We start from the raw sequence: 16,951 nt of genomic DNA on the forward strand, positions 1-16,951 counted from the left end.
CAGTCAGCCCCGGCCCACATCCATCAGGGCGGCGGCGCGGACGAGGTCCGCGAAGCTGCGGACGCCCATCTTGCGCATGATCTGAAGGCGGTGGCCCTTTACGGTCGGCTCCGAGACGCCCAGCCGGCCCGCGATCTGCTTGTTCATTAAGCCATCAACCATGAGCGACATCACTTCGCGCTCGCGCGCCGAAAGTCCGTCATGGGCCTGTTGCACCGCGGCCAGCCTCCGGCGCGCCTGTAGCTCCGCGGCATCGGCAGCGATGGCGGCGTGTATCGCGTCGAGCAGGTCCTGGTTGCGCACGGGCTTGGCGAAGAACTCGAACGCGCCCGCCTTCATGGCGCGCACCGCCATCAGCACGTCGGCATGGCCGCTGATGAAAATCACCGGTAGGTCGACACCGACCTTGCGGAGATCGGTGAGGGCGTCGATCCCATTCCGCCCGGGTAGCCGGACATCAAGTACGAGACAGCCCGGGACATCATAGCGCAGGGCACTCTGGAACGCCGCAGGCGAGGCGAACAGCGCGGGCCGCAGGCCGACAGAGAGAAGCAGCTCTCCCATCGCCTCCAGCACGTCGGGATCGTCGTCGACGACATAGACCAGCGGCTCCTGGCCGCCCTCAGCCTTGGCGGCCGTGCTGCCCATGGTTCGCGCCCGGCAAAACAATCTCGAAGGTAGTCCCTGTCGGCCCGCTTGAGCGGACGCTCAGCCGTCCGTCATGCGCGTCAGCGATGGAGCGGCAGATCGACAGGCCTAGCCCGAGGCCGCCCGCCTTCGTGGTGAAGAGCGGCTCGAAGATGCGGTCCCGGATTTCCGCCGCGATCCCGGGCCCGGAATCCTCCACTGCGACGGTGACCTCCCCGTCCCTCTCAAACAGCGTGACGCGGATCAGCCCGCTCCCGGCTCCCTCGCCGATCGCCTCCCGGGCATTCAGCACCAGGTTCATGACGACCTGCTGCAGCTGTACCCGGTCCCCGGTCACGACGGCCGGTGCGGGCGGGAACCCCGTTCTCAGCGCGATCCCGGCGTGCTGAAGTTCGCCCTGCATCAGCCTCAGCACATCCTCGATGGTTGGCCGCAGGTCGAAGGTGACCATTTCCGGCTTGCTGTTGCGCGCCAGCGCCCGGATGCTCCGGATAACCTCCGCGGCCCGGTGTCCGTTACGCATCACCCGACGCGCGGCCTCCTGCGCCCGGTCGACGTCCGGTGACGGGGCGTTGAGCCAGCGGATGCAAGCTTCGGCATTGGTCACGGCGGCCATCAGCGGCTGGTTCACCTCATGGGCTATGGAGACTGTCAGCTCGCCCAGCGTGGTCAGGCGCGCGGCGTGCGCCAAGTCGGCCTGGGCGCGCCGCAGCGCCTCTTCAGCGTCCCGGCGGCGCGTCACATCGGAAAAGACGAGGACGGCGCCGAGCACCGCGCCATCGTCGCCCAGCACCGGCGCTCCGCTGTCATCGATCGGTACTTCCCCGCCATCGCGGGACCGCAGGACCGTATGGGGCGGAAGGCTTGTCGCGAGGCCGGAGCGCAGCGCGCGCACCACAGGGTCCTCTACCCCCTCCCGGGTGATGCCATTCTCGACGCGAAAGACTTCGGCGATGTTCCGTCCCAGCGCTTCCTCCCGGTTCCAGCCGGTCAGCGCCTCCGCGACGGGGTTAATGAAAATAATATCGGCCTTCTCGTCAGTCGAGATCACGCCGTCCGCGATGCTGGAGAGCGTCGTCGCGTAACGCCGCTCGCTGGCTCGCAGCTTCCGCTCCGCCGCGTGCTTGTAAAGCGCCAGCTCGATCACGGTCATGAGCTGGAGGGACTCGAAGGGCTTCAACAGGTACCCGAACGGCTCGGTTCGGCTCGCCCGGCGCACCGTCATCTCGTCCGCGTAGGCGGTAAGGAAGATGACGGGCACCCCGCAGTGGTCGCGGATCTCCTGCGCGGCCGTCACGCCGTCCATCTCCCCGTCCAGGTGGATGTCCATCAGCACCAGTTCCGCGCCGGTGCCGAGGACGCGGTCCACCGCCTCCTCCCCTTGCGAGGTCGTACCGGCGACCACGTGGCCGAGCCGTGTCAGCTGTTGCGCGAGGTCCCTCGCCACAATGCGGTCGTCCTCGACGATCAGGATGCGTGCTGACTTCATCTTTCCCCGCCGATGCTCCGTCACCCCAGCCCTCACGCGGGTCTCGGCATGCCCAGATTATGCACGATGCTCGACCAAGCGCCACGGCCGTGGAGAGCCCGGATCGCAGGACCCGCGGGGCGGCCGCACACCGTGGCCCGCCCCCCTATACGAAGGTATAGCCTCCGCGGGCCGAACAGCTTACCGGCCCGAACCTGTGCTGAATGGCGAGCGCCCCGCTACTCCCTCACTCTCCCGTCAGCGGAAACCGACGAAAAACGGAGCAGGGCGATGATCTCCAGCCAGCATCCCATCAGGGCCGGTAGCCATGAGGATCCCCGGAGACGAGGCGAGGCGGGGGCGATTCACCGCCTCCTGCGGGATGCGCTCGACCTGCTCGACCGCGACCATGGCGCCGCGGCGGTCAACCTGGCCCGGGCCACCCAACTGCTGGACGCCGTGCGACCGGGCAACGCCGATCGCAACGCCATCCCGGGCGGACTGGCACGGTGGCAGATCGTCAGCATCGTTCGCTACGTCGAGGCAAATCTCGAGAGCCAGATCCTGCACAAGCACCTCGCCGCCGAGGTGCGGCTAAGCTGCGGTTACTTCGGCCGTGCCTTCAAGCAGAGCTTCGGGAAATCCCCACATAGCTATGTGATGGAGCGCCGCATCGAGCGGGCCAAGGCCCTGATGCTGGAGACCCGGGCGCCCCTCTGCGACATCGCCCTGTCCTGCGGGCTGTCCGACCAGGCGCACTTCTCCCGCGTGTTCCGCCGGTTGACGGGCAGCACGCCCTTGGCCTGGCGGCGGCGGCATCAAGCGGCGCTGGCACGGTAGGGGAGGAAGGAGGTACGACCATGACGACAGGCATCCAGACCGGCATCCCCCATTCGTCGGCCGGGCCGCTGACGCAAGGCATGAGCTTCGCGATGGCTGCCGCTGCGGGCCTCGCTGTGGCGAACATCTACTACAACCAGCCCATGCTAGGGATCATCGAAGGAGACTTCCCCGGTTCCGCCAGCACCGCCCTGATTCCCACGGCCACGCAGCTCGGCTACGCCGCCAGCCTGTTCCTGCTGCTGCCGCTTGGTGACCTGCTGGACCAGAAGCGGCTGATCGTTTGGCAGTTCGTTGTTCTCGCGGCCGCGCTCGCACTGGCCGCACTGGCCCCAAGCGCGCCGATACTCGTGCTCGCCTCGCTCGCCGTCGGGCTCTGCTCAACCGTCGCGCAGCAGATCGTACCCTTCGCCGCCCACCTCGCCTCTCCGCAGCACCGCGGAGCGACAGTTGGCACGGTGACCGGCGGGGTGCTGACGGGCATCCTGCTCAGCCGCACGCTAGGCGGCTTCGTCTCCGCCCATGGCGGCTGGCGCGCCATGTTCTGGCTCGCGGTTCCCATGGCACTAGGGGCGGCGGCGCTGATGGCGGCAGTCCTTCCCTGCCGGCCCGTCGCCGCCCAGGTCAGCTACGGCGCGGCGCTCCGATCTCTGCTGGACCTCTGGCGCGGTCACCCATCGCTCCGGGGGGCGACGCTGATGCAGGCTGCCCTCTTCGCCTCCTTCTCCGCCTTCTGGACGATCCTGGCACTCCGGCTGGAACAGCCACCCTTCGGCCTGGGCGCGGAGGTAGCGGGGCTCTTCGGTGTGGTCGGCGCGGTCGGCGTCGCGGCCGCGCCGTTGGCCGGCCGACTGGCCGATCGCCGTGGCCCGCGGCTGGTGATCTGTCTGGGCGCCACGCTCACCCTGGCCGCCTGGGCCGCCTTCGCCGCCTGGCCGAGCATCCCGGGGCTGGTGCTGGGGGTGGTCGTCCTCGATTTCGGGGTGCAGGGCGCTCTCGTCTCCAACCAGCACGTCATCTACGCGCTGCAGCCGGACGCGCCGAGCCGCATCAATACGGTCTTCATGACCGGCATGTTCCTGGGCGGGGCCGCGGGCTCGGCGGGAGCCATGGCGGCCTGGCGGGCCGGCGAATGGGGTGCCGTTTGCGCCTTCGGTGCACTTCTCGCCGTCGTGGCCATCCTCCTGGAACTCGTGGCGAACCGATCCCGGAGGGCCGCCCGATAAGGCCCTTGCGGGTGGCGGTCGCTTACAGCTCGCTGAGTGGTCTCTTCACCGCCTGCCGCCTCCGGCAGGACGGGCATGAGGGCCGGGTTTTCGAGCGCTCCGCCAGCGGGCTGGTCGCCCAGCGCGAGGTCTTCGACAACCTGCGCGCGATGGACGCGTAGCGCGCCGCGCAGATCGGCGTCGTCGCGCGGAAGCGTATTACCTTCGACAGCGCTGGCGACATCGCCCACTGGCAGGCGACGCCGCAGATGCAAGTCTCCTGGAACAATCTCTACCGCTCGGTCCGCGCCCGGCTGGAGGACGGCTCATACATTCTCGGCCAGGAGGTCAGCGGCGCCTCGAACGCGGGGATGGAGGGCGCACTGCACTTCGCGAACGGCAGGGCAGAGGCCGCCGATGTTGTGATCGGCGCCGAATGCCTGGGTTCCGTGCTGCGCGGATTAGTCACGGGCACACCCACGCCGAACGCCCATGCCGGCTACGTCGCTAGGCGCGGGCTCGTCTCGGAGGCTCTCCTACCGATCGAGGCCGCGGCCGCGCTGCTGGACGGTTTCGCATTCCAAATGGTGCGGCGCTCGCACATCCTCGGCTACTCCGTGACCGGCCCGGGAGGCGAGATCGAGCGCGGCGCCCGGCGCTACACCTGGGTGTTGTACCGCCGCATTTCGGCAGCCGAGCCGGGGAGCGCGCTGACCGATGTGTCCGGCCGCGCACACCCCTACTCGCTCGCGCCGGGGCAGCTTCCAAGTCTCCGCACCGCCAGACTCCGCGAGGCGGCACGCGCCCTTCTTCCGCCGCCCTTCAGCGCCTCGACGCTCCAGTTGGCGGCGCGGGGATTGGAGGCGTCGAGGGGCGGCGCGTTCCATCCTTCCGCTACCCCGCCCACCAGGGCGCGCTGCCGCTCCTCCCCGCGCGCGATATTGCGGGGCGTGTGGCAGCCGCCGCAGTGGCCGAGCCCTTCCATCAAATAGGCACCGCGGTTCCAGTCCTCCCCGCGCCCGGGCACCGGATCCACCGGGCCGCCTCCCAGGAAGAGCAGCTTTCACCCGGCGAGAGGCGGCCAACGGTGCCGGTAGCGGCCTTTCGCCTCGGGCACGGTGGGCCGAGCATCGAGAGGGCCCCGCGCACAGTGGGTGCCGACACCTAGGTCGTGTTGCGGGAGATTGGCTATGCCGCCGAGGAGATCACAGCCTTGAGGGAGGCAGGCTGCATCTGACCGACGGTGCTGGTACCCACTTTGTGGAGCGGCGGGAGCAGGCTCCTCCTCCTGCCGCCCCTGTTCAACCCCGCTTCTCGAGCAGTCCGCCATCCACCGGCAGGATCACGCCCGTGATGTAGGCGGCCTCGTCGGATGCGAGGAACAGGGCGGCGTTGGCGACGTCCCACGCCGTGCCCATGCGCCCCATCGGCACCAACGCCTCGCGCTCGGCCCGCACCACCTCGCGCGGAACGCCGCGCTCCTGCGCGCGGCGCTCGATCGCCATCGGCGTGTCGATCAACCCGGGCAGGATGACGTTGGCGCGGATGCCGTGGCGCGCGTTCTCCATCGCGATGTGCTGCGTCAGCGCGTTCACCCCGGCCTTGCTCGTCTTGTAGGTCACGGTCGGCCGCGCGGAGAGGGAGGAGGTGGAGGAGATGTTGACGATGCAGCCCGCCTTCTGCACGACCATCTGCGGCAGGACGTGCTTACAGGTCATGAACATGCCCTTGAGGTTCATGGCCATGATCGCGTCCCACATCTCCGCGTCCATCTCGGCCGTCTTCCGGTCACCCTTGGAGCGGCCGACATTGTTGTGCAGCACGTCGATGCGGCCGTAGCGCTCCACGCAGGTGCGGGCGATGGCCGCGCAGTCCTCCTCCTTCGTGATGTCGGCGCGCAGGGTGGAGGCGGGGCGGCCGTGCCGCTCCACCGCCGCGCGCGTGGCCTCGGCCCACTCCTCGTTGATGTCCACCAGCAGCAGCGTCGCGCCTTCCTCGGCGAAGCGCTCCGCCACCGCGCGCCCGTTGCCGATCGTCTCGCCGGGCTGCTGCCCCGCGCCGACGACGATCGCGACCTTGCCTTCAAGCCTTCCGGCCATGCTCTCTCTCCGCTTCCGGCCGCGCCTCAATCCGGCGACAGCTTCCCGTCCGTCACCACCCGCCGCCAGCGCGCCTCCTCGGCGCGCATGAAGCGGGTCATCTCCTCCGGGCTGTTCACCGCAACCGTCAGCCCCTCGCCCGCCAGCCGGTCGCGGTAGGCGGGCGCCTCGGTCGCCTTGCGCATCGCCGCGTTCAGCCGCGCCACCACCGGCGCCGGCGTGCCCGCGGGGGCGAAGACGGCGTACCAGACATCTGCCTCGTAGCCCGGCAGGGTCTCGGCCACCGTCGGCACACCGTCATAGGCGGGGGTGCGCTGGGCCGAGGTGACGGCGACGGCCCGCAGCTGTCCCTGCTTCACGAGGTTGGCGACCCCGCCCGCCGTCGCGAAGACCATGTCCAGCCGCCCGCCCAGCAGGTCGGTATAGGCGGGCCCGGCGCCGCGATAGGGCACGTGGGTGATGTCCACCGCGGCCGTCAGCTTGAACAGCTCCGCCGCCAGGTGCACGGCCGAGCCATTGCCGGAGGAGCCGTAGGTCAGGCCGCCCGGATCTGCCTTCGCGGCGCGCACGATGTCGGCCACGGTCCGCAGCGAGCTGTTGGGCCTCACCACGATCACGTTGGGCCCGCGGCAGATCAGCCCGACCTCGGTGATGGCCTTTTCGGTGTTGTATGGGAGCTCGCGCACGAGCGAGGCGTTGATTGCCAGCGCCGAGGTGGTGAGGAGCAGGGTGTAGCCGTCCGGCGGTGCCTTGGCGACGGCGTCGGAGCCGATGACTGTGCCGCCGCCGCCGCGGTTGTCCACCACGAGTGGCTGGCCGAGCTCCTCGCTCATGCGCTGCGCCAGCTCGCGCCCGACTACGTCGGTCCCGCCCCCGGCCACGAAGGGGACGACGACGCGGATCGGCCGGCTCGGGTACGGCTGCTGTGCTCGGGCAGGTCCCGTCCCGATGCCAACCACAGCGAGGTTGGCCAGGGTGAGTCCCCATCCCCGCCGGGACAAGGCAATGCCGCCTGCCGCGTTCGCTCCATACAGTCGCACAGCAGTTTCCTCCACTTGGCATTCCCGGCGCAGCTTTAGATCAAGACTTCCACTACACGCAATCATCTTCCATTGTGCGGAAAGAAAGTCTAGGATGCCTTTATGGCTCGACAGCCCCGCCCGGCCACTCCTCGCCTCCCAAAATCCGAACAGCCCGCTTCCCTTCAGGCTGTACCCCCGGCCAGTCAGGTCAGTGCCCTGAACGGAGACGGGGTGCGGGCCGTGGACCGCGCCCTCGTCCTGCTGCGCGCCTTCCGGGAGGAGGACGGGCCGCTGGGCCTGACCGAGCTCTCCCGTCGCGCCGGGCTGAACATCACGACCGCGCTGCGCCTGCTCGGCACGCTGGAGGGGCACGGCTTCGTCAAGCGCCTGCCCTCCGGCGGCTACCTCCTTGGATCCACCCTGTTGCTGCTGGGGGACCTGTTCCGCCGGTCGCTGCGGCTGGAGCACCACGTTATGCCCGCGCTGGAGCGGCTGCGCGCCGAGAGCCGGGAGAGCGCCGCCTTCTTCGTGCGAGAGGGCGAGCAGCGCCGCTGCGTTTTCCGCCTGGATTCCCCCCAGCTCGTCCGCGACGTCGCCCATGTTGGGGAGGCCCAGCCGCTCGGCCGCGGCGCCCATGGCCGCTCCCTGATCGCTTTGGAAAGCGGCGAGAGCCTGCCCGTGGTCACGCGGGGCGAGCGCCTGCCCCAGATCGCCGCCATCGCCTGCCCCGTGCTGGACGCCGATGGCCGCGTCGCCGGCTCGGTCGGCATCTCAGTGCCGCTCTACCGCTTCACCGCGGAGACGGAGGCGCTCTGCGTGCCACTGGTGCTGCGGGAGGCCGTTGCCATGACGCGCGACCTCGGGGGCGACCCGGGGCCGATCGAGCGCGCTACGCGCTGACGGAAGGGAGGAGAAGAGATGGCCCGGATCGAGCTGACGCCCGAGGCAGAGCGTACACCGGAGGAACAGGAGGTCTGCCAGGAGGCGCTCTCCGGCATCCGCGGCCGCGTGCCCGCCCCGATGATCGCCTGGCTGAAAAACCCGGAGCTGGCCCGCCGCGGCCAGCGCCTGGGCGAGCTGCTCCGCTACCAGACCACGCTGGAGCCCCGCCTGTCGGAGCTCGCCATCCTCGTCGTCGGCCGCCACTGGACCGCCCACTACGAGTGGAGCGTGCACAAGCGCGAGGGGCTGAAGGCTGGGATGGACCCGGAGGTGGTCGCCGCCATCGCCGAGCGCCGCGCACCGAAGCTTCGGGACGCGCGGGAACAGGCGATCTACGACGTCTCCACCACCCTGATGGCCACGCGCCGCGTGCCGGACGACCTCTACCGTCGCGGGATGGAAGCCCTGGGCGAGCGCGGCATGGTCGAGCTCGTGGCCCTGCTCGGCTACTACACCCTCGTCGCGATGACGCTGAACGTCTTCGAGATCGGCCTGCCCGACGCCTTCGCGCCCGAACTCGGCGCAGAACCGGGAGACCCCGTACCGTGACGGCCTGGGAACCGAACCTGCGCTACCCCGATCCCGCCATCCGCGCGCTGGACCACAGCTTCGAGAAGTATCACCTGGCGCTGGCCGGCGTGGAACGCCTCCACACCGGCTGCCGCTGGGCCGAGGGGCCGGTCTGGTTCGGCGCCTGGCGCAGCCTGCTATTCAGCGACGTGCCGAACGACCGCATCCTCTGCTGGAGCGAGGCCACCGGCGCCGTCTCCACCTTTCGCGCCCCCTCCAACCGCGCCAATGGCAACACGCGCGACCGCGAGGGACGCCTCGTCACCTGCGAGCACGGCAGCGAGGCCGGCGGCCGCCGCGTGACGCGCACGGAGCATGACGGCGCCATCACCGTCCTCCTCGATTCCTTCGAGGGCAAGCGCCTGAACTCTCCCAACGACGTAGTGGTAAAGTCGGACGGCTCCATTTGGTTCACCGACCCGCCTTTCGGCATCGTCGGCTACTACCAGGGCGAGAAGGCAGAGCAGGAGCTGCCTGCCCGCATCTACCGGATCGACGGCGCCACCGGACGCGCAAGCGTGGTGGCGGATGACGTGAACGGGCCCAACGGCCTCGCCTTCTCACCGGATGAGTCCAAGCTCTACGTCATCGAATCCCGCACGCGCCCACGCAACATTTGCGTCTTCGATGTGGCGGGCGAGGGCCTGCGCAACAGCCGCGTGCTGGTGGATGCCGGCACCGGAACGCCGGACGGCTTCCGCGTAGACGTGGATGGCAATCTCTGGTGCGGCTGGGGCATGGACGCGGAACAGGACGGCGTGCGCGTCTTCAACCCCGCCGGCGGTCCCATCGGCCACATCCACCTGCCGGAGCGCTGCGCGAACCTCGCCTTCGGCGGGCGCCACCGCAACCGCCTGTTCATGGCCGCCAGCCACTCTCTCTACGCGCTCTACGTCAACACGCAGGGGACCCCCGGCGGCTAGCCGGGACATGATCCAGGAGACGACGCGATGACCACCCGCCGCCAGTTCGCCAGCCTGGTCGCCGCCGCGCTGCCCCTCGCCCGCCCGGCCATCGCTCAGTCCGCCCGCATCCCGGACGGCCCTATCCGCCTCGTCGTGCCCTTCCCGCCCGGCGGGCCGAATGACCTCGTCGCCCGCGTGCTCGGCCAGAAGCTGGGCGCCATCCTCGGGCGCAACGTGGTGGTGGAGAACCGCTCCGGCGCCGGCGGCGTGATTGGCACGGACAACGTGGTGAAGGCCCCGCCCGATGGGCGCAGTCTCTGCCTCACCAGCGCGGGGGCCATCGCCATCTCGCCCGTGCTCGGCGCCCCCATGCCCTTCGACGTGGCGAAGGATGTCGCGCCCATCACCCTTGTCGCGCTGATGCCGGAACTGCTGGCGGTGCCGCCCTCATTTCCCGTGAACACGGTGGCGGAGCTGGTGGCCTATGCGAAGAAGAATCCGGGCCGCGTGAATTACGGCTCCTCCGGCATCGGCTCCATGCCGCATCTGGCAGGGGAGGCCTTCCGCGCCGCCGCCGGGATCGACATCACCCATGTTCCCTATCGCGGCGCCGCGCCCGCGGTCACGGATCTCATCGCCGGCCAGGTGCAGATGATGTTCGCGGATATGCCGGCCATGATGTCCCAGGTGCAGGGCGACGCGCTGCGCCCGATCGCGCTGGCGAGCGGCGAGCGCTCCCCTCTCCTGCCGCAGACGCCCACCATGGCGGAGGCCGGCGTGCCGGTGACGGCCGATAACTGGTACGGCCTCGTCACCTCCGCGCGGGTGCCCGCCCCGGTGCAGGCGTGGCTGCAGGAGGCCGCCGCGCGCGCCCTGCGCGACCCCGAGCTGGTGCGCTCCTATGGCGAGCAGGGCGCGCGCCCCGTGGGCGGCACCCAGGCGGAGTTCCGCGACTTCATCGTGGCGGAGAGCGCCCGCTGGGGCGAGGTGGGCCGCCGCGCCAATATCAGGATGGACTGAGGCGGTGCCCGACCTCGCCATCCTGCCCGGCGCCGGCCAGGTGCCGGTTTTCGCATCCGTGGAGGATCCCGCCGATCGCCTGTCCTGGTTGGAGCCCCCCCCGGCGGCCTTGCCGGCCGGGGCGGTGCCCTATCGTGCCCTGCTGCGCTTCGGCGCCGCGGATCCCGTTACGCCCTTCCTCTACATCGTGGAGCAGGACGCGGATCCGGCCGAGGAGGCGGAGTTGAATGCCTGGTACGCGCAGGAGCACATGCCCCGCCTGGCCGGCGTGCCCGGCGTTGTCGCCGCGCGCCGCTACGCCGCGCTCGATCCGGCGCAGAGCCCGCGCTACCTCGCCGCTTATTGGCTGGAGCGGCGCGAGGCTTTTGAAAGCCCCGCCTGGATTGAGGCGCGCGTGACGCCCTGGACGGCGCGTGCCCGGACCTTCTTCCGCAACCCGCGCCGCATCATGCGCCGGCTAGAGGATACCCCGTGATCGTCGAAGCCAATGGCCTGCGCATCCGCTGCGAGGTGGAGGGCGATGCCGGCCCCTGGATCGTCTTCAGCAACTCCCTCGGCACCACGCTGGAGATGTGGGACGGGCAGATGGACGCCTTGCGAGGCCGGTACCGCATCCTCCGCTACGACACGCGTGGCCATGGCGGAACGGAGGCGCCCCCGGGTCCCTACAGCTTCGATGATCTGGCGGAGGACCTGCTGGCGCTGATGCAGGTGCAGGGGATCGATCGCGCAGTGCTAGTCGGGCTTTCGATAGGGGGCATGCTAGCGCAGGTCGCCGCGCTGAAGGCGCCGCGGCGCTTCGAGGGCCTCGTCCTCTGCGACACGACGAGCCGCTATGGGCCGGAGGTGGCGGATTTCTGGGCCGCGCGCGCCCATACGGCGCTGACCGAGGGCCTGGCCTCCATCGCAGAGACGACGCCGGCACGCTGGTTTACCGCCGGCTTCAGGGAACGCCGCCCGGAGGTGGTCGCGCAGTGCCAGGCGGTGCTGCGCGCCACCTCGCCGCAGGGCTATGCCGGGTGCTGCGCGGCCGTCCCGGCCATCGACGTGACGGACCAGTTGCACGGCCTCTCCATCCCCGCCCTCGTGGTCGTGGGGGAGCAGGACCCATCCACCACGCCCGAACACGCGCGCCGCATCGCGGAGGCGCTGCCGGGCGCGGAACTCGTGGTGCTGCCCGATGCGGCACATCTCTCCAATGTCGAGCAGCCCGCGGCCTTCAACGCCGCGCTGCTCGCATTCCTCGGCCGCATCGCGGCCCGCTGAAGCAAAGGGACGACACCATGGCAGGACGCCTCGAGGGCAAGGTTGCCATCATCACGGGCGCTGGTTCCGTCGGGCCGGGCTGGGGCAACGGCCGCGCCGCCGCCGTGCTCTTCGCGCGAGAGGGCGCGCTGGTCTACGGCGTGGACAAGAATCCCGCCGCGATGGAGGAGACCACCGCCCGCATCCGCGAGGAGGGCGGCCGCTTCGCAATGGGCAGCTGCGACGTGATGAGCAGCGCCTCCGTCGCGGCGATGGTGCAGGCTGCCCTGGCGGAGTACGGCCGCATCGACGTGCTGGTGAATAACGTCGGCGGCTCCGCCAAGGGCGGGCCCGTGGAGATGAGCGAGGAGGTCTGGGACACCCAGATCGACTACAACCTGAAAAGTGTCTTCCTGACCTGCAAGCACGTGCTGCCTGTCATGGAGAAGCAGGGCGGCGGCGCCATCGTCAACACCGCCTCCACATCCGGCCTCCGCTGGACCGGCGCGGCGCAGGTCGCATACGCCGCTTCCAAGGCCGGCATCATCCAGTTCTCCCGCGTCGTCGCCGTGGAGTACGCCGCCCGCAACATCCGCGTGAACACCGTGGTCCCCGGCCAGATGCACACGCCGATGGTGGAAACGCGCCTGGCCGGCCAGCGCTCGGGCGGCGATGTCCAGGCGCTGCTGGAGTCACGCCTGAAGCGTATCCCCCTGGGCTTTGCCGGCGACGGGCGGGACACGGCCAATGCCGCGCTGTTCCTCGCCTCCGACGAGGCGCGCTTCGTCACTGGCACGGAGATCGTGGTGGATGGCGGCATGTCCGTCCGCTGCGATTGAATGGAAAAAAGAGGAAACGTCCCATGGTCCTGCCCCTGACACGCCGCGCCCTGCTCGCGGCGGCCCTCGCTGCACCGGCGCTCCGCCCCTTTGGCGCCGCGGCTCAGTCCTTCCCCGACAAGCCCATCCGCCTGCTCGTGCCTTTCCCGCCGGGCGGCCCTGTGGACCTCTCCGCCCGCATCGTCGCGCAGGCCCTGTCCGAGGAGCTGAAGGCCTCGGTCGTCGTGGAGAACCGCTCCGGCGCCGGCGGCGTGGTCGGCACGGATGCCGTCGCGAAGGCCCAGCCGGACGGCTACACGCTAGGCTTCAGCAGCACGGGCGCCGTGGCGGTGAACGTCACGCTGATGCCGAACAACCCCTACGATTCCCGCAAGGACTTCGCGCCCGTCTCCATCGTGGCCGGCGTCCCCACCCTGCTCTGCGTAAACCCGAAGCTGCCCGCCCGCAGCGTGGCAGAGCTTGTCGCGCTGGCCAAGGCGCAGCCCGGCCGCCTGAACTTCGGCTCCTCCGGCCCCGGCGGCACCCCGCACCTCTCGGGCGAGCGCTTCAAGCTCGCCACCGGCGCCAATATCGCCCATGTTCCCTATCGCGGCGCCGCCCCCGCCATTACCGCCCTGCTGGCCGACGAGGTGGAGGTCGCCTTCCTCGACCTCCCCGTGCTCCTGCCCCATGTGCAGGAAGGCCGCCTCCGCGCCCTCGCCGTCACCAGCCCGCAGCGCTCCCCTGCCCTGCCTGATGTGCCGACCTTCGCGGAAGTCGGCGTCCAGGGCATGGAGATCGAGAACTGGTACGCTCTCCTCGCCCCCACCGGCACGCCGCCCGACCGCGTGGCCCGGCTGCACGCCGCCACCGCTGCCGCCATGGCCCGGCCCGCCACCGCCAACCAGTTCACCTCCCAGGGCGCCCGCATCATCGTCAGCCGCCCGGACGAAGCCCTGGCCTTCATCCGGGAGGAGGTGGGCCGCTGGGGCGAGGTGGTGCGGGCAGCCGGCGTGAAGGCCGACTGATGCCCCGCTACACACCCCCGCCGGACGCCTGCGACGCCCACTGCCACATATTCGGCCCGGCGGCCCGCTTTCCGCTCGCGGAGGGCCGCACCTACACCCCGCCCGACCGCGGGAAGGAGGACTTGGCCGCCCTCTACGCCCGCCTCGGGCTCACCCGCTCCGTCATCGTGCAGGGCGCGGCGCATGGCACGGACAACAGTGCCATGTTGGACGCCATCGCTTCCAGCAACGGCCGGTACCGCGGCGTCGCTCTGATCGACGACAGCTTCGACGACAAGGCACTCCAGGCCCTGCACGAGGGCGGGGTGCGCGGCGTGCGCTTCGGCTTCGTGCGTCACCTGCGCGCCCGCCCCAACCTCGGCTTCTTCCGCCGCACCGTGGACCGCATCGCCCCCCTCGGCTGGCACGCCCAGATCCACCTGGACGCCGCCGACCTGATCGAACTGCGGGGCGAGCTGGACGCCCTCCGGATCCCCTTCGTCATAGATCACATGGGCCGCGTGGACGCTGAGGGCGGGGTGGATCAACCCGCCTTTTGCGCGCTGCTGGAACAGGTGCGGCGGGAGAATTGTTGGGTGAAGGTCTCGGGCAGCGATCGTGTCTCGGCGATCGGAGCGCCTTTCCATGATGCCCTGCCCTTCGCCCGTGCGCTGGTCGAGGCTGCGCCAGACCGCGTAGTCTGGGGCACCGATTTTCCGCACGTTAACCCACGTCATGCTGTGCAGGACGACACCGCCCTCCTGGACCTGCTCCCTCTGATGGCCGACGAGGCCGGGCTGCACCGACTGCTGGTGACCAATCCCGCCCGCATTTACGGCTTCTGAAGCGCTGCCGAGTGTCCCAAAGTTCAGGACGAACCGTCAAAATGGATCCCGTCGTCGTCGCGGTTGCCATCACCGGCTCGGTTCCGCGCAAGAAGGACAACCCGGCCGTGCCCATCACGCCGGAGGAGCAGGTGGAGTCCACCCACCAGGCTTATGAGGCCGGCGCTTCCCTCGTCCACGTCCACGTCCGCAACCCCGACGAGTCCTCCTCCGACCCCGCCCTCTTCGCCCGCGTGCAGGAAGGCGTGCGCAAGCACTGCCCGGGGATGATCGTCCAGTTCTCCACCGGCGGGCGCGGGCGCGACCGCTCCGCCCGCGGCTCCTCCCTGCCGCTGCGGCCGGACATGGCCTCCCTCTCCACGGGATCGGTGAACTTCCCCACCATCGTCTACGAGAATCCGGCGGCGCTGCTGACCGAGCTGGCCACGGGCATGCGCGACAACGGCGTGCTGCCGGAGATCGAGATCTTCGACCTCTTCCACCTGCACGGCGCCAGGCGCCTGCTGGAGGCCGGGCTGATGAACCCCCGCCCGCACGTGCAGTTCGTCATAGGCGTGAAGAACGCCATGCCGGCCGAGGAGCACCTGTTGGATCTCATGCTGGGCGAGCTGCGCCGCGTCCTGCCGAAGGCCAGCTGGACGGCGGCCGGAATCGGGGCCAACCAGACCCGGGTCATGGAATGGGCGCTGGCCCGCGGGGCTCAAGGTGTCCGCACGGGGCTGGAGGATAATATCCGCGTCTCGCGCGACCGTCTGGCCGCCTCCAACGCGGAACTGGTGCGCTTGGCTGTGGAGACCGCCGCCCGCCACGGCCGCCGCCCCGCGACGCCGGCCGAGGCGCGGGGAATGCTCGGGCTGCCACACTAAGCCACGGATCGACTTGGCCCCGAACGCGCTTCCGTCCCGAGAGGCACCGCCTCGTGAGGGTGTGCCTGGGCGGAACGCGGAGCCCCGTCTGAGGTGGTGGACGAGGGGAATACCGGGGGGACGCCCAAGAGCCGCCTCACACAGGTCTATGATACGGCCTTTGACACCAAGGGTGCCGAGCTCGGCATTGAGGATCCTGCCCGGTTCCGGGAGGCATAGGACAGGCTGGGTTATCGTCGAATGCCTGGTCATACTCATCAGCCGGACGAATACCCTGATCCGGGGGACATTTTCTCGGCTCGGTCGGCCGGGTATCGGCTCGGAGAAAGGTTGGCTGTCCCACAAGCGGTCCGTGGCTCGCCGCATCAAGAGCTGGGCGCCACCACCTAAGTTCCACCACGAACGTTGCTCGCATGCGAAAAGCGATCGAAGGCTCGGGGAAGAATGAGGCGCGTGGTGTCCATTTTTGTCGTGCTTGCCTTGGCTTGGCTCCTAGCCGTAGCCCTCCTTTGGTGGTTCCAGGAGCGCATGGTGTTCCCCGCGGGCGGCGGTACGCTTGGGCAGCCACTTCCCGGTTCTCCCTTTTCCGCTCATGAAACCGGCACGGCGGATGGGTTGCGGCTTCGATTCTGGGCCGCAGCGCCTAACCCCGGCATGCCCGTAATCCTCTACTTACACGGCAATGGTGGGCACGCTGGGCACCGTGAGCAGGCCCTTCGCCCCTTCGCTGCCGCGGGTTACGGAGTCGTCCTTGCGGAATACCGGGGCTATGGCGGTAACCCCGGCCAACCAACCGAGCAGGGGCTGCTTGCCGATGCCCGCGCCCAGACGGACTGGGCCACGGCTCGCTGGTCCAGCGCCCCTCTGGTAATCTGGGGAGAGAGCGTGGGTACTGGCGTCGCCGTGGCACTGGCATCGGAAAGGCAGGTGGCCGGGGTGGCGCTGGACTCTCCTTTCACCTCGGCACGCGAGATTGCGGCAGGCGCCTTCCCTTGGGCCCCGGTCGCGCTGCTGATGCGGCACCCGTTCGAAAGCTTGAGACACCTGCCAAAGGTGAAAGCGCCAGTCTTCGTGCTGCATGGAGAGCGAGATGGGGTCGTGCCTGTCGAGCACGGACGCAAAATGCTGAGTGCGGCGCCCTGCCCCGCAGGTGGAGCCTTCTTTCCGGGAGTGGAACACCCGGCGCTGCTGGCAGACCAAGGTTCAGCTGCCCGTGACGCCGCAATGGACTTCCTGGCCCGACTGCACGCTCGGAAGATCACCTGCCCCGAGATCGGGTAATAGGCATCCCCGCGGGTTCCTGGTGCACCGGCACGTGGATGAAAGGCATAGGATCAGGAGCCCGCGCCAAGGTCGATAGTTGTTCGGGTGCTTTTCCATCCGTGTCGCCGCAATCGGCCTATCGCCCGCCCATGTTCACCACCAACCAACGACCGTTGCTCGGTGGTGAA

19 protein-coding genes are annotated in these 16,951 nt (G+C 69.7%); 15 read left to right on the forward strand and 4 right to left on the reverse strand.

The features are described from left to right. Positions 1 to 3: 3 nt before the first annotated feature. Positions 4 to 648 (reverse strand): response regulator transcription factor, encoded by a 645-nt coding sequence (locus ACO1BU_RS21595; protein WP_424138038.1) that lies wholly within the window; start codon positions 646 to 648, stop codon positions 4 to 6. After that, positions 623 to 2,137, reverse strand: coding sequence for an ATP-binding response regulator (locus tag ACO1BU_RS21600; RefSeq protein WP_424138039.1), 1,515 nt, complete (start codon positions 2,135 to 2,137; stop codon positions 623 to 625). Before ACO1BU_RS21600 ends, ACO1BU_RS21595 begins: the two co-directional genes overlap by 26 nt. 270 nt (positions 2,138 to 2,407) lie before the next feature. Here ACO1BU_RS21600 and ACO1BU_RS21605 point away from each other — a divergent pair, with 270 nt between their 5' ends. The 4 genes from ACO1BU_RS21605 to ACO1BU_RS21620 all read left to right on the forward strand — a co-directional run bounded on the left by ACO1BU_RS21605 (position 2,408) and on the right by ACO1BU_RS21620 (position 5,153). Further along, on the forward strand, positions 2,408 to 2,956 hold the full coding sequence (locus ACO1BU_RS21605) for a helix-turn-helix transcriptional regulator (protein ID WP_424138040.1): 549 nt from the start codon (positions 2,408 to 2,410) through the stop codon (positions 2,954 to 2,956). Between the two features lie 20 nt (positions 2,957 to 2,976). Then, positions 2,977 to 4,182, forward strand: coding sequence for an MFS transporter (locus tag ACO1BU_RS21610; RefSeq protein ID WP_424138041.1), 1,206 nt, complete (start codon positions 2,977 to 2,979; stop codon positions 4,180 to 4,182). An 11-nt stretch (positions 4,183 to 4,193) separates the two neighbouring features. Continuing rightward, positions 4,194 to 4,343 (forward strand): hypothetical protein, encoded by a 150-nt coding sequence (locus ACO1BU_RS21615; RefSeq protein WP_424138042.1) that lies wholly within the window; start codon positions 4,194 to 4,196, stop codon positions 4,341 to 4,343. 87 nt (positions 4,344 to 4,430) lie between these two features. Continuing rightward, entirely contained in the window at positions 4,431 to 5,153 is a 723-nt protein-coding gene (locus ACO1BU_RS21620; RefSeq protein WP_424138043.1) for an FAD binding domain-containing protein, read from the forward strand. 309 nt (positions 5,154 to 5,462) lie between these two features. On the opposite strand, the gene ACO1BU_RS21625 is transcribed toward ACO1BU_RS21620, so the two are convergent. Next, on the reverse strand, positions 5,463 to 6,260 hold the full coding sequence (locus tag ACO1BU_RS21625; RefSeq protein ID WP_424138044.1) for an SDR family NAD(P)-dependent oxidoreductase: 798 nt from the start codon (positions 6,258 to 6,260) through the stop codon (positions 5,463 to 5,465). Between the two features lie 26 nt (positions 6,261 to 6,286). Further along, positions 6,287 to 7,300, reverse strand: coding sequence for a tripartite tricarboxylate transporter substrate binding protein (locus ACO1BU_RS21630; RefSeq protein ID WP_424138045.1), 1,014 nt, complete (start codon positions 7,298 to 7,300; stop codon positions 6,287 to 6,289). A gap of 222 nt (positions 7,301 to 7,522) precedes the next feature. Here ACO1BU_RS21630 and ACO1BU_RS21635 point away from each other — a divergent pair, with 222 nt between their 5' ends. The 11 genes from ACO1BU_RS21635 (at position 7,523) to ACO1BU_RS21685 (ending at position 16,781) form a co-directional block, all read left to right on the forward strand. Beyond that, positions 7,523 to 8,182, forward strand: coding sequence for an IclR family transcriptional regulator (locus ACO1BU_RS21635; RefSeq protein WP_424138046.1), 660 nt, complete (start codon positions 7,523 to 7,525; stop codon positions 8,180 to 8,182). Between the two features lie 18 nt (positions 8,183 to 8,200). Next, positions 8,201 to 8,773 (forward strand): carboxymuconolactone decarboxylase family protein, encoded by a 573-nt coding sequence (locus ACO1BU_RS21640; RefSeq protein WP_424138047.1) that lies wholly within the window; start codon positions 8,201 to 8,203, stop codon positions 8,771 to 8,773. Next, on the forward strand, positions 8,770 to 9,717 hold the full coding sequence (locus ACO1BU_RS21645) for an SMP-30/gluconolactonase/LRE family protein (RefSeq protein ID WP_424138048.1): 948 nt from the start codon (positions 8,770 to 8,772) through the stop codon (positions 9,715 to 9,717). The genes ACO1BU_RS21640 and ACO1BU_RS21645 overlap by 4 nt, the downstream gene beginning before the upstream one ends. 27 nt (positions 9,718 to 9,744) lie before the next feature. Then, positions 9,745 to 10,719 carry a Bug family tripartite tricarboxylate transporter substrate binding protein gene (locus ACO1BU_RS21650; RefSeq protein ID WP_424138049.1) on the forward strand — a complete coding sequence of 325 codons (975 nt, stop codon included), beginning with the start codon at positions 9,745 to 9,747 and terminating at the stop codon, positions 10,717 to 10,719. Between the two features lie 4 nt (positions 10,720 to 10,723). Further along, positions 10,724 to 11,194, forward strand: coding sequence for a hypothetical protein (locus tag ACO1BU_RS21655; RefSeq protein ID WP_424138050.1), 471 nt, complete (start codon positions 10,724 to 10,726; stop codon positions 11,192 to 11,194). After that, complete coding sequence (pcaD, locus tag ACO1BU_RS21660; RefSeq protein WP_424138051.1) at positions 11,191 to 11,985, forward strand: 3-oxoadipate enol-lactonase; 795 nt, start codon at positions 11,191 to 11,193, stop codon at positions 11,983 to 11,985. The genes ACO1BU_RS21655 and pcaD overlap by 4 nt, the downstream gene beginning before the upstream one ends. Positions 11,986 to 12,002: 17 nt before the next feature. After that, positions 12,003 to 12,803 carry an SDR family NAD(P)-dependent oxidoreductase gene (locus ACO1BU_RS21665; RefSeq protein WP_424138052.1) on the forward strand — a complete coding sequence of 267 codons (801 nt, stop codon included), beginning with the start codon at positions 12,003 to 12,005 and terminating at the stop codon, positions 12,801 to 12,803. A 23-nt stretch (positions 12,804 to 12,826) separates the two neighbouring features. Next, positions 12,827 to 13,810: a Bug family tripartite tricarboxylate transporter substrate binding protein gene (locus tag ACO1BU_RS21670; RefSeq protein ID WP_424138053.1), complete on the forward strand. Its 984-nt coding sequence runs from the start codon at positions 12,827 to 12,829 to the stop codon at positions 13,808 to 13,810. Further along, on the forward strand, positions 13,810 to 14,634 hold the full coding sequence (locus tag ACO1BU_RS21675) for an amidohydrolase family protein (RefSeq protein WP_424138054.1): 825 nt from the start codon (positions 13,810 to 13,812) through the stop codon (positions 14,632 to 14,634). Before ACO1BU_RS21670 ends, ACO1BU_RS21675 begins: the two co-directional genes overlap by 1 nt. 41 nt (positions 14,635 to 14,675) lie before the next feature. Beyond that, the gene (locus ACO1BU_RS21680; RefSeq protein ID WP_424138055.1) at positions 14,676 to 15,500 is read left to right on the forward strand and encodes a 3-oxoadipate:acetyl-CoA acetyltransferase; all 825 of its coding nucleotides are present in this window, start codon (positions 14,676 to 14,678) and stop codon (positions 15,498 to 15,500) included. A 456-nt stretch (positions 15,501 to 15,956) separates the two neighbouring features. After that, on the forward strand, positions 15,957 to 16,781 hold the full coding sequence (locus ACO1BU_RS21685; RefSeq protein ID WP_424138056.1) for an alpha/beta hydrolase: 825 nt from the start codon (positions 15,957 to 15,959) through the stop codon (positions 16,779 to 16,781). The last annotated feature ends 170 nt before the right edge of the window (positions 16,782 to 16,951 follow it).

Source organism: Roseomonas chloroacetimidivorans, assembly GCF_049629625.1.
Classification (GTDB): Bacteria; Pseudomonadota; Alphaproteobacteria; order Acetobacterales; family Acetobacteraceae; genus Roseomonas; species Roseomonas chloroacetimidivorans.